Below are 12,101 nucleotides of genomic sequence, written 5' to 3'. Positions count from 1 at the left end.
CGTTCGAGCTGCACGAGGGGTGGGTGGATGCTAACGCCTCTCGGACTCCCTGCGCCGCCTTCGAGCACGGATGTCGTCGCGGTCTCTCCTGTCCCGCTCCCCCTCACGTCGGCGGTCCCGCTCCGTCCGGCCCGTCTGGTGGGCACTTCTCCTCCGGTGCACGGTGCGCGGCTCACCCTCGTCGCCGTCTCCGCGGTGGCGGTCGGACTCATCACGGTCGGACTCATCACGGTCGGACTCATCACGGTCGGACTCGTCGCGGTCGGACTCGTCGTAGTCGACGTCATAGTCGGTCTCCACCGATGCAGGCTCCTCCACCGAGGGCTCGCCCGACTCGGCCTCTTCCGTATCTGAGGAGGCCCCTTGGCCGATAGCGCGCACGCCCTCGCCCGCTCCGCGACCTAGTTCCTCGACGCCCCGGCCGATGGGTGCCGTCAGGCTGGTGATTATCTCGGGGTTGTTGTCGATAGTCTGGAGCACCCGGTCCACGACTTCGGCCACCTTGTCCAGCTTGACCTTGAGCATGGCCTGCGCGTGCACGTTGTCGATCTCGAGGTCGACCTTTCCCAGTGACGCGTGGGCACCCACGTGCAGGTCGACGACCTGCAGGACCCGCGCGTGAAGGTCGACGTCCGCCTGGAGATCCTCGACCGTCAGGGTGATCTTGTCCACGCCGAGGTCGGGGACGCTCAGCAGGACGTCGGGATCCTGGTTCGAGCCCAGCCAGTCCTGCGCACTCGCGTCCTCCAGGCCACTCCGACGGCCGGAGTCGCTGTCGTTCATCCAGTCCCCCAGTCACTCGAAGACGAGGCGGCCAGGCAGTCGTACTCCTGGACGCGGCTCGGTGCACCGCCACTCCCGGCACGATCGGAGGCCGTTACGCGCAGGCTAGGTGCGGTCACGGACGTCGTACCTCACCCGTCGGACCCCGGTCCGGAGGGAAAGGGCCCGGGAGCGCCTGTGACCACTGCTGCGGTCACGGGTCGACGCCGTGTCCGTCTCGCGAGCGATCCTGACTACAGGGACACATCCTGGCCGACCAGGAAGATATACGTAGATTTGCACAGGAGGTGAGGCGCTGAACGTGCTCGCGGACGACGACGGCCTGACCGGGTGGGTCGACTTCGAGCACGAGTGCTTCGAGGATCCCCTCATCGGCCTACCGAAGTTCCGGGCTGACTCAAGCCCCACGCCGATGACCGGTCTTGGCAGGGCAATCGCGGACGCGTGACGCTCGGCCGGACACACGCCCGAAGTAGGCTGCGGCGTCGTCGAACCGTCTGCGGGCGCCGCGACTGTTGCGCGCGAGATGCGGCGGAAGATCCCGCGACGGTCGCATCGGATCGTGAGGGGGCAGCACATGCGTCCACCAGAGTCGGTCTCAAGAGGGTTCTCCCGGCGCACAGTTCTCACCGCCGGCGGCCTGATCCTCGCCTCAGGTGCTGGTGCGCTCGGCACCGCGAATCCGGCGACCGCCCGCCAGGTGAACGCCCGACCCACCAGGGGGCCGGGCACCGACGAAACCCTGGTCTGGCGCGCCTGGGGCCCGCTCGCCGGTTACGGCGTCGACCCTGAGTGCAATCCCGGCGGTACGAGCAGTCTGCCGTGTGGGGCCGGGGACGTCAGCATCACCTCCACGGCGCACTACAGCGAGGTCACCGCCAACCCGCGAGGCATCACGACGTTCGTCAACGCGATCGGCCGGATCAAGTTCTCCGACACCACCCCTGACCACCGTCCGATCAGCCTGGCGACGTACCACTACGCCTACTCGATCCGGCTGCCGCTGGTGCCGTCCCCGAGCACCGCGCCGGAGCTGCCGGAGCAGACCCACCAGATGATTCAGTTCTGGGATGGTTCCAACCGACTCTGGAACGCAGACCAGCACACGCTGGAAGCGGCGACGTTCTGGAAGCTGAATCCCTGGGACCCGAACTTCGGCAAGATCTTCGCCTACACGATGGCGGACGGGAACCTCACGGCCCACGATACGGGGATCATCCTTCCGCCGGACACGAGCTGGCACCGGTTCGAGGTGATGGCCGACCTCGCCCGGCGGACCTATGTCGGCATCGCTGTCGACGGCCGGTGGCATCCACTGACCGGCCTTCCGCTCGCCTCGATCCACCACCCGGACTGGGGTCCTGACCTGACGCTGATCCTCAGTGCGGAGTCCGAGAACGCGTGGCCGGGCAACGACCCGATCGTCACCCGGTGGACGACGCAGTACAAGGATCCGCAGCTGTCCCGCCTGCGACACGCCTGACGTCCGCGGACCGTCTCTTACCTGCACCGCCGACATCGGCGGACCATGAGCAGCTTCGCCGGAATGGCCGAGGCGCAAGGTCAGGTTGTCAGCGACCTCGGCCATCCCGGCGAACGGTGGTCAGCCCTTGTGCTGCTCAGGATTCGCCCAGAACACCGTCTCGGGGTCGTAGACCGCGGGTGTCGGGTGGATCCACGGAGCGGTGAAGCCACCCTGGGCGAGGTTCTCCTTCCGGGGAACGTTCTTCAGCTCCTGGTGCGCGAGAATGACGGAGGGCGCGTTCGACACCGAACCCTGGAAGAACGGGCCTTCCTCGATGTGGATCTTCGTCATCTCCCACACCAGCCGGTGCCGGCCCATCTCGTCGACCTCGGTCTTGCTCTTGTCGTACAGCTTCCACAGTCGCGCGACCGGGCCGCCCGGCTCCGGCTCCATCCGGGGTGGTGTCCGCTTGTAGGGGTCGACGTTCTTCTGCTTGTGCTCGTCCGGGGTGCCACGCACGTTGTAGAACTGCCCCTCCAGCGGAGCCCACCTGCTCGGCTCCAACGGGACGAGCCACTGCGGGTAGACCAGGCAGTTCGGACCGTCGCCGACACCCCAGCCCGAGTTGGACATGAGCTTGCCGGTGTTCCACTCGGTGCCGTACGCATCCGGTGCGATGGGGAACTGACGGGCGTCGAGTCCGATCGCCTTCCAGTCGCGCACCAGCAGGTCGTTCAGCTTCTTGTAGTCGTTGCCGACGTTGGAGGCGTACTGCAGCCGGATGATCAGCTTGCTGCCGTCGGGCGCCTCCCGCTTGCCGTCGCCATTCTTGTCCACCACCCCGAGCTCGTCGAGGATCTTCTTCGCCCTCTCGGGGTCGTGGTTCACGTAGCTGTCACGCCACTGCTTGTAGACCTGCTTGCCCTGGTCGTCGACGTGGTACTCGATGGCCTTGGTGCTCATCGTTCCGGTGGTCTTCTCACCGGTGTTGAAGTAGATCGTCTTCTGGGCGTCGTCGCGGTTGAACGCCAACGACAGTGCCTGCCGGAACTTCGGCTCCCGGATCAGCTTGCGGAGGTTCTCCTCGTAGTAGTCGTAGTTGAAGAAGAACGCGGCCCCGGTGCCGTCGCCGGCGTCCCAGAGGATGGGTACGGTCTTGCTCGACTTCTGCGCCGCCTTCAGTCCCGACACGTCGCTCAGCGAAACGCCCATGAAGCCGCCGACCAGGAAGTCGATCTTGCCCTGCTGGATCTGGAGTTTGGCGACTTCCTGGTTCTGTACGGCGGCGGCCGTGAGCGTGTCGACGTAGGGAAGCTGGTTGCCCTTCCGGTCGACGCACCAGTAGTAGGGGTTTCGTTCCCAGGTGCTCTGGCGGCCTTCCTTGTACGACTTCAGCCGCCAGCCGGTCATGGTCGGGCTGTCCGGGTTGATCTGCCAGTTCCGCTTCTTCTCGAACTCACCGTCGGCGCTGGCCCAGTCCTTGGGGACCGACTTGTTGTAGCGCGGGTGGAACTGCTTGAGGTAGTGCTTCGGCTCCATCCAGCCGGGTCCGATGCCCCGGTTGACCCACATGGCGAGCCGGTCGGCGGTGAGCGGCGCGGGCGCGTCGAACTTCATCACGAGCGTGTAGTCGTCCGGTGCGGTCATCTTCATGACCGTGCCCTTGCCCGACTTGGCCTCGTCGGGTGGAACCTCGGAGTGCTGTTCGTTGAGGACCATGTCCTCCCACCAGAACATCACGTCCGCGGTGGTCCACGGCCGGCCGTCGGACCACTTCAGCCCCTTGCGGAAGTGCAGGGTCCACTCCGACGCATCGGCGTTGGACGACCAGCTCTCGACCAGTCCCGGCCCGATGTCCAGGCCGTCGTTGAGCCACCGCAATGGTGAGTGGCCGTACATGTACTCCTTGAGCTGACCGTCGTCGGTGGCAGGGATCATGATCCGCACGTTGCCGCCGTAGGTGCCTGGCTCCAGCCAGTTGTGCGGAACGACGTACGGCTTGTCCGGGAGTCGCTTCTCCACCGGTGGCAGCTTCCCGGCCTTCACCTGCGCGGCGAGCGTGGGAGCTTCCTTGAAGGACGACGGGGGCGCGAGCGGCTTGCGTGCCGACCCCTTCCGGTTGGCGCTTCCGGACTTCGCCGCGGTCTTCTTACTGCCTTCCTGCCCGCCGGAGCTGGAGTTACAGCCGGCCAGGGAAAGGGCCGCGGCCGCGACCGCGGACCCGTACAGGAGACTCCGACGCGTCAGCCCTTTCTGCTGGTTCTCGCCTGCGGGGTTGCTGGTCGTTGTTCGACGGACCATACGTTTCACCACCGAATCCCAACGCTGCGGCTACGAGCGGTGAGGCCGCCGTACTGGCCGATCTTCACCGGGGTGACGAGAAGAATAGGTACGCCACCTTGGTTTGCCGTAGGTTTTCCGATTTCGGCCAGCTAACAACGGCATAACGCCGACCGGCTGTGTGCAATGGATTTCGGACGGTGTTCCGTGACCGTGAGCACAAGCTTGATCACGCGCTGGAGCCCCATGTCAGGAGTTGTCAGCGCGGGCTGTTCCCACCGGCAGCGTCGCGCACGCAAGCTCTCGTTGGCACATGGCCGAGGCAGAAGAGCGACCGAGCGAATCAGCCCTTGTGCTGCTCCGGAGCGGACCAGAACATCACCTCGGGGTCGTAGACCGCCGGTGTGGGGTGGATCCAGGGAGCGGTGAACCCGCCCTGGGCAAGGTTGTTCCGGCGGGGGACGTTCTTCAGGTCCTGGTGTACGAGCACGATCTCGGGTGCGTTCGAGACCGAGCCCTGGAAGAACGGCCCCTCCTTGATGTGGATCTTCGTGATCTCCCACACGAGGCGGTGCCGAGCCAGCTCGTCGGCCTCGGTCCTGCTGTGGTCGTAGAGCTTCCAGAGCCGCTCGACCGGTCCGCCCGGCTCGGGCGCCATCCGGGGCGGCGTCCGCTTGAAGGGATCGACGTCTTCTTCCTTGCCTTCTTCCGGAGTGCCCCGCACGTTGTAGTACTGCCCTTCCAGGGGCGCCCACCGGCTCGGCTCCAACGGGACGAGCCACTGGGGGTAGACCAGGCAGTTCGGGCCGTCACCGACGCCCCAGCCGGAGTTGGACATGAGTTTGCCGGCGTTCCACTCCGTGCTGTACGCCTCCGGCGCGATCGGGAACTGACGGGCGTCGAGCCCGATCGCCTTCCAGTCCCGCTCCAGCAGATCGGTCGCCTTCCTGTAGTTGCTGCCGACGTCGGAGACGTACTGCAGGCGAACGATCAGCTTGCTGCCGTCCGGCGCCTCCCGCTTGCCGTCGCCGTCCTTGTCCACCACGCCGATCTCGTCGAGCAACGCCTTCGCCTTCTCCGGGTCGTACTTCACATAGCTGTCGCGCCACTGCTGGTAGACCTGTCTGCCCTCATCGGAGACGTGGTACTCGATGGCCTTGACGCTCATCGTTCCGGTGGTCTTCTGGCCGGTGTTGAAGTAGATGGACTTCTGTGCGTCGGCGCGGTTGAAGGCGTGTGAGAGAGCCTGACGGAACTTCGGGTTGCGGATGAGCTTGCGGAGGTTCTCCTCGTAGTAGTCGTAGTTGAAGAAGACCGCCGCACCCGTGCCGTCGCCGGTGTCCCACAGGATGGGTTCGACCTTGCTCTTCGACTGCGCCGCCTTCAGGCCCGAGATGTCGCCGAGTACCACGCCCATGAACGAGCCGATGAGGTAGTCGAGCTTGCCCTGCTGGATCTGCAGCTTGGCGACCTCAGGGTTCTGCACTGCTGCGACCGTGAGGGTGTCGATGTAGGGAAGCTGGTTGCCCTGCCGGTCGACACACCAGTAGTAGGGGTTGCGTTCCCAGGTGAGCTGACGGCCTTCCTTGTACGACTTCAGCCGCCAGCCTGTCATGGTCGGGTTGACGGGATTCAACTGCCAGTTGCGCTTCTTCTCGAACTCGCCGTCGGCGCTGGCCCAGTTCTTCGCGACGGACTTGTTGTAACGCGGGTGGAACTGCTTGAGGTAGTGCTTCGGCTCCATCCAGCTGGGTCCGCTCCCCCGTTTGACCCGCATGGCGAGGCGGTCGGCGGTCAGCGGTGCGGGCGCATCGAACTTCATCACGATCGTGAAGTCGTCGGGTGCGCTCATCTGCATCAGCGTCCCCTTGCCCGACTTCGCCTCGTCCGGCGGCACCTCGGGGTGGTCCTCGTTGAGGACCATGTCCTCCCACCAGAACATCACGTCCGCGGTGGTCCACGGCCGGCCGTCGGACCACTTCAGTCCCTTGCGGAAGTGCAGCGTCCACTCCGACGCGTCCGGGTTGGACTCCCAGCTCTCGACCAGGCCCGGGCCGATGTCGAGGCCGTCGTTGAGCCACCGCAATGGTGAGTGGCCGTACATGTACTGCTTCATCTGCGGGTTGTCCGTGGCCGGCAGCATCATCCTCAGGGTGCCGCCGTAGTTGCCCGGCTCGAGCCAGTTGTGCGGCACGACGTAGGGGCTTTCCGGAAGTCGTTTCTCCACCGGTGGCAGCGTGCCCTGCTTCACCTGTGCGGCGAGCACAGGAGCCTCCTTGAACGACGCAGGGGGCGCGAGCGGCTTGCGCGCCGATCCTTTGCGGTTCGGCCTTCCGGACGGAGTTGGCTCATTCTTTCGTCCCGCCGGACCGCCCGAGTCGGAGTTGCAGGCCGCGACGCAGAAGACCGCCGCCGCAACTCCAGACCGGTGCAGGAGCGCACGGCGGGTCAGCCCTTCCCGTTGGTTCTCGACTGCACTGTCGTGGGTCGCCGGTCGACGCACCATGCGTATCACCACCCGATCTCCTCGCAACCAACCGAAGCCGGTGAACCCTGCGTGCCGACTGGGTCTCACCCGGTGACGAGAAGAATAAAGATGATTTCTGCTGGTTTTCGACAGTTGTCGCTTCCAGTTCCGGCCACCCTGCCGTCACAGCCTCGGACGGGCCGTGTCAGGGCGAGGTCAGGTCCGTGTCAGCGCGCCCGGCGAGAGTCACCGCATGACAAGTTCAGCGATCGCGGTCACAGGACTGCGGAAGGCATACAAGGACAAGACCGTGCTCGACGGGATCGATCTTGACGTCCCCGCGGGAACGATCTTCTCCCTCCTCGGCCCGAACGGCGCCGGGAAGACGACGACGGTGAACGTCCTGACGACGCTGACAAGCGCCGACAGCGGAACGGTCCGCGTCGCCGGACACGATGTCGCGGCCGAGGCCAGGGCGGTACGCGCCGCGATCGGGGTCACCGGTCAGTTCGCGGCGGTGGACGAGCTGCTGACCGGACAGGAGAACCTTCAGCTGATGGTGGACCTGGCCCCGATCCGAGCCAGGGAGGGCAGGCGGATCGTCGCCGATCTGCTGGAGCGCTTCGATCTCGTCGAGGCCGCACGAAAGCCGGTCTTGACGTACTCCGGAGGCATGCGCCGCAAGCTCGACTTGGCGATGACGCTCGTCGGCACCCCGCGGATCATCTTCCTCGACGAGCCGACGACGGGTCTCGACCCGCGCAGCCGGCGCACAATGTGGACGATCATCCGGGAGCTGGTCGCCGACGGCGTGACGATCTTCCTCACCACGCAGTACCTCGACGAGGCCGACCAGCTCGCCGACCGGATCGCGGTCCTCGACCGGGGCCGCATCGTCGCCCAGGGCACCCCCGACGAGCTCAAGCGCCGACTGCCCGGGACTCACGTCCGGCTCCGGTTCGCCACCGCCGCCGAGCTCGACGCGGCCGCGCTGGTCCTCACCGACGCGACGCGGGACGAGGAGGCACTGGCCCTGCGGGTACCGAGCGACGGCGGTACGAAGTCGCTGCGGTCCCTGCTTGACCGGCTCGACGAGTATGCGATCGGTGCCGAGGAGTTCTCCGTCCACACTCCCGACCTCGACGACGTTTTCCTCGCCCTGACGGGCCAGACCACGGAGGTGGCAGCGAAATGAAGTCCCATTCGATGGTGATGTTGCGCCGCAACTTCAAGCACATCGCCCGGAACCCGATGACCGTGTTCAACGCGGTCCTGATGCCGGTCGTGGTGATGCTGATGTTCGTCTACATGCTCGGAGACGCGTTCAGCGTCGGTGTGGACTATGTCGACTACGCGACGCCGGGCCTGATGCTGCTGGCCGTCTGCTACGGGCTGGGGTCGGTGGCGACGGCTGTCAACGCCGACATGACGAAGGGAATCATCAACCGGTTCAAGGTCATGGACGTCTCCCGCGGTGCCGTCCTGACCGGTCACGTCGTCGCCAGCGTGCTCACCAACCTGGTCGCCGTCGGCGCCCTCGTCGGGGTGGCCTTCGCGCTGGGGTTCAGCCCCTCGGCGGGACTGCTCGACTGGCTCGGCGCGGTGGGACTCGTCGTACTGCTTGGGCTCGCGGCCGGCTGGCTCACGATCGCCCTGGGACTGGCGGCGAGGTCGCCGGAGACGGCCGGCCTCGCGTCGGTACCGCTGGTGATGCTGCCGTTCTTCAGCAGCGCGATCGTGCCGGCGGAGAAGATGGGGCCGGGCGTACGGCAGTTCGCGGAGTACCAACCGTTCACGCCGATCATCGAGACCCTGCGGGGGTTGCTGAACGGCGCACCGTCGTCCGGCACCGCGATCGTCGCCATCGCCTGGTGCGCCGGGATCGGGCTCGTCGGCTACGTCTGGGCGCGTACGACGTTCAGCAGGCGAGCGTGACGGCGGCGAGCTCTCGCCAGTCCGTCCGCTCACCCTCCTGCGTCGCCTCGGTGAACACCGTGTCACCGAGGTGACGCCGGGCGGCGCGCTCGATCCGGGCCACGTCCGGCAGGGAGCGATCCGCCAGCCCGCGCACGCGGGTGCTCGCCGCGAGCAACCGCGCGGCCTGGTCGTACTGCTCGCGGCGCAGCGCCAGGTCCGCGATCCCGACGAGTGCCCGCGCGATCAGGGGTGCGTTCCCCTCCCTGGACACCGCGTGGAAGACCGCGATCCGGTGTTCGCGGGACTGGTCGAGATCCTCGGCGAGGTAGCCGAGCAGGTCGTACGTCACTCCCCTGCTGTACTCCTCGCCGTCCGCCAGCACTGCCCTGGCCCGGGCCACCTCGCGGAGCGCCTCGTCGGAGTCGCCCCGCCAGCGTGCGAGCTCCGCCTTCGCCAGCGCGAGCTGGGCCAGCGCGTCCGGCCAGACGATCCGGTCCGCGCACCGCTGCGCCTCGTCCATGGCGGAGGCGCTCGACCGATCGTCGCCGGACAGCCAGTACACCTGCGCCTGCTGCGCCCGGATTCGGAGCACATCCTCGATCGCGCCGACCTCGCTGACGGCCTCGACCGCCTGCTCGTAGAGCCGGCACGCGCGGTCGAACTCCCCTCGCGTGGCCAGCCGGTCGGCCAGGGCGGCCAGCGCGAAGCCCGCACCCCAGCGTTCGCCGAGCGCGCGGAACTCCGCGAGCGCGGTCTCGATGTCCGCGTCCGCCTCGCGTTCGTCACGGCCGAGCAGGATGCGCATCCGACCACGGGTCAGGCGGGCGTTCGCGCGCGTCCACGGGTCGTCGGCGACGAGCAGTGGTTCGAACGCGGGCAGGAAGTCGTCCGGCTCCCGCAGCATGCGTTCCAGCACCGCGACGAACCCCAGCGCCGGGTGGGGGCGCCGAACCCGCTGGCTGATCTCGTACGCCTGGTGGATCCACTCCTGCGCGTGGTGCTCGGAGGCCTGCCCAGCGGTGACGAAGTACGCGGCGAACGCGTACGCCGTCGCCTGGATGTCGTCGGGGACCTCCCCGGACAGCCCGGCGGCAGCGGTGGACAGCTCGATGCCTTCGGCCCGGTGCCCACCGAGCATCCAGTACCACCCGGCAGCGGCGGTGAGCCGCATCGCTCCGTACGCCTCGCCGACCGCGAGTGCGGCACGCATCGCGGCGGCGATGTTGTCGTGCTCGGCCTCCAGAACCGCCAGCCATTCCACCTGCTCGGGGCGGCGCAGATGCGGCTCGGCGGTCTCGGCGAGTTCGGTGAAGTACGCCAGATGCGCGCGGCGGGTCAGCTCCGTCTCCCCCGCCTCCGCGAGCCGCTGCTCCGCGTACTCCTTGATCGTGCCAAGCATGCGGTAGCGCAGGGCCCCCTCGCCCTCGGCGACCACCAGCGACTTCTCGACCAGCGCGGTCAGCAACTCGAGGACCTGGCCCGCCTGGACGGCTGCACCCGCCTCGCTCGTGGCGCCGGCACAGACTCCCTCGGCCGCCTCCAGACCGGCGCCACCGGAGAACACCGAGAGCCTGCGCAGAACCACGCGTTCGCCGTCGGACAGCAGGTCCCAGCTCCAGTCGACCACCGCGCGCAGCGTCCGGTGCCGGGGCAGCGCGGTCCGGCTGCCGCCGGTCAGCAGGCGGAACCGGTCGTCGAGCCGGTCGGCGAGCTGGTCCAGGGACATGGTGCGCAACCTGGCCGCGGCGAGTTCGATCGCCAGCGGCATCCCGTCCAGAGCCCGGCACACGCGCGCCAGGGTCGCCCACGTGTGGGCGTCGGTGGAGCCGGCCGCAAGGTCCGTGCGCACCGCGCCGGCCCGGTCCCGCAACAGCCGGATCGCCGGCGCGGACTCGATCTCGCGCGCGTCGGCGTCCTCCGCGGGCAGCAGCAGTGGCGCGACCGGCCACAGTGCCTCGCCGGTGATGCCGAGGGGCTCCCTGCTGGTCGCGAGGATGCGCACCCGCCGGCACTCCCCCAGCACCCGATGTGCGAACGTCGCCGCGGACTCGATCACGTGCTCGCAGTTGTCCAGCACCAGCACCATCGACCGCTCGCGGAGCGCGGTGACCACCCGATCCGCCGGCTCCGCGTCCGACGGCTCGCCGAGCAGCGCGTCCCGCAGTCTCAATGCGTCAAGCGTTGCTTGCGCCACGTCTCCGTCGGCGCCGACGGCCGCGAGTTCGACCAGCCAGACTCCGTCCGGCGCCTCACCAACCACGGTGCGCGCTGTCTCGGTGGCCAACCTGGTCTTGCCCGAGCCGCCCGGACCGATCAACGTGGTGAGCCGGTGCTCGGCGATGAGGTCGCGGACGGCAGTGACGTCGGTGTCCTTGCCCACGTAGCTGGTCAGCTCCGCACGCAGGTTGGTCTTGACGGGCTGCTCCCGTCGCGCCGGCTCCCGCCCTCCCAGCTCACCTCGCAGGACGGCGACGTGCACCGCGGACAGCTCCGGTGACGGGTCGGCGCCGAGCTCGTCGGCCAGTGCTTCTCTCGTACGCTCGAAGACTCGCAGCGCCTCGGTGTCCCGTCCGGTCGCGACGAGGGCACGCATCAGCGCGGCGACCAGGCGCTCTCGCACCGGGTTCGCGGCTACCAGGTCGGTGAGCTCGGTGACCACCTCCGCGCCGTGGCCGAGGCCGATCTCCGCGTCGAAGTGGTCCTCCATAGCCGCCAGCCGCAACCCTTCCAGCCGGGTGGCCGCCGCGTCGAACGCCATGCTCTCGGGCAGAACGACGTCCTGCATGGCCGCGCCGCGCCACAGTGCGAGCGCCTCGCGCAGCCGCCGCGGGTCCTCCTCGGCGCGGGCACCGGCGAGGAGACGTTCGAACCGTACGGCGTCGACGGCGTCGGGATCGACGTTCAGCCGGTAGCCGTCCGGCTGCCCTTCGACCGACCCCGCCGGCAGCGCCTTCCGCAGCCGGGACGCCAACCGCTGCAGGGCGTTCGCCGCGTCCGCGGGCGGGTGCTCACCCCAGATCCAGTCCACGAGGGTGGCCTTCGGGACCGCGCGGCCCGGCTCGAGGGCGAGGGCGACCAACAGCGCGCGCAACCGGGCGCCCGGCACGTCGGCCAGGGCGCCGTCGCTCGTACGAACCTCGAACGGTCCGAGTATCCCGACCTGCACCCGGCTGATTTTGCCATGAGCAA

General features: G+C 68.0%; 8 protein-coding genes. 4 read left to right on the top strand and 4 right to left on the bottom strand.

The window, feature by feature from the left end:
• Nucleotides 1-30: 30 nt before the first annotated feature.
• Nucleotides 31-672, bottom strand: a complete 642-nt coding sequence (locus tag ABZV93_RS17630; RefSeq protein ID WP_354936838.1) for a hypothetical protein — start codon at nucleotides 670-672, stop codon at nucleotides 31-33.
• 412 nt (nucleotides 673-1,084) lie between these two features.
• On the opposite strand from ABZV93_RS17630, the gene ABZV93_RS17625 reads away from it, so the two are divergent.
• Nucleotides 1,085-1,231 (top strand): hypothetical protein, encoded by a 147-nt coding sequence (locus tag ABZV93_RS17625; protein WP_354936835.1) that lies wholly within the window; start codon nucleotides 1,085-1,087, stop codon nucleotides 1,229-1,231.
• Between the two features lie 129 nt (nucleotides 1,232-1,360).
• Entirely contained in the window at nucleotides 1,361-2,266 is a 906-nt protein-coding gene (locus ABZV93_RS17620) for a hypothetical protein (protein ID WP_354936833.1), read from the top strand.
• Between the two features lie 120 nt (nucleotides 2,267-2,386).
• On the opposite strand, the gene ABZV93_RS17615 is transcribed toward ABZV93_RS17620, so the two are convergent.
• Entirely contained in the window at nucleotides 2,387-4,549 is a 2,163-nt protein-coding gene (locus ABZV93_RS17615) for an ABC transporter substrate-binding protein (RefSeq protein ID WP_354936831.1), read from the bottom strand.
• Nucleotides 4,550-4,871: 322 nt separating this feature from the next.
• Nucleotides 4,872-6,794 (bottom strand): ABC transporter substrate-binding protein, encoded by a 1,923-nt coding sequence (locus ABZV93_RS17610; RefSeq protein WP_354936829.1) that lies wholly within the window; start codon nucleotides 6,792-6,794, stop codon nucleotides 4,872-4,874.
• 454 nt (nucleotides 6,795-7,248) lie between these two features.
• On the opposite strand from ABZV93_RS17610, the gene ABZV93_RS17605 reads away from it, so the two are divergent.
• Entirely contained in the window at nucleotides 7,249-8,190 is a 942-nt protein-coding gene (locus tag ABZV93_RS17605) for an ATP-binding cassette domain-containing protein (RefSeq protein ID WP_354936826.1), read from the top strand.
• Nucleotides 8,187-8,930, top strand: a complete 744-nt coding sequence (locus ABZV93_RS17600) for an ABC transporter permease (RefSeq protein ID WP_354936823.1) — start codon at nucleotides 8,187-8,189, stop codon at nucleotides 8,928-8,930. The genes ABZV93_RS17605 and ABZV93_RS17600 overlap by 4 nt, the downstream gene beginning before the upstream one ends.
• On the opposite strand, the gene ABZV93_RS17595 is transcribed toward ABZV93_RS17600, so the two are convergent.
• Nucleotides 8,914-12,078, bottom strand: coding sequence for a BTAD domain-containing putative transcriptional regulator (locus tag ABZV93_RS17595; RefSeq protein ID WP_354936820.1), 3,165 nt, complete (start codon nucleotides 12,076-12,078; stop codon nucleotides 8,914-8,916). The genes ABZV93_RS17600 and ABZV93_RS17595 overlap by 17 nt on opposite strands.
• Between the last annotated feature and the right edge of the window lie 23 nt (nucleotides 12,079-12,101).

Source organism: Actinopolymorpha sp. NPDC004070, from assembly GCF_040610475.1.
Taxonomy (GTDB): domain Bacteria; phylum Actinomycetota; class Actinomycetes; order Propionibacteriales; family Actinopolymorphaceae; genus Actinopolymorpha.
Note: the sequence above shows the minus strand (reverse complement) of the source record. Positions and strands in the feature narration are given on the sequence as shown.

Bases quoted from the DNA above. Each gene is read 5' to 3' on its own strand.
- ABZV93_RS17620 (WP_354936833.1), top strand. From the start codon at position 1,361: ATGCGTCCACCAGAGTCGGTCTCAAGAGGGTTCTCCCGGCGCACAGTT.
- ABZV93_RS17615 (WP_354936831.1), bottom strand. From the start codon at position 4,549: ATGGTCCGTCGAACAACGACCAGCAACCCCGCAGGCGAGAACCAGCAG.
- ABZV93_RS17605 (WP_354936826.1), top strand. From the start codon at position 7,249: ATGACAAGTTCAGCGATCGCGGTCACAGGACTGCGGAAGGCATACAAG.
- ABZV93_RS17600 (WP_354936823.1), top strand. From the start codon at position 8,187: ATGAAGTCCCATTCGATGGTGATGTTGCGCCGCAACTTCAAGCACATC.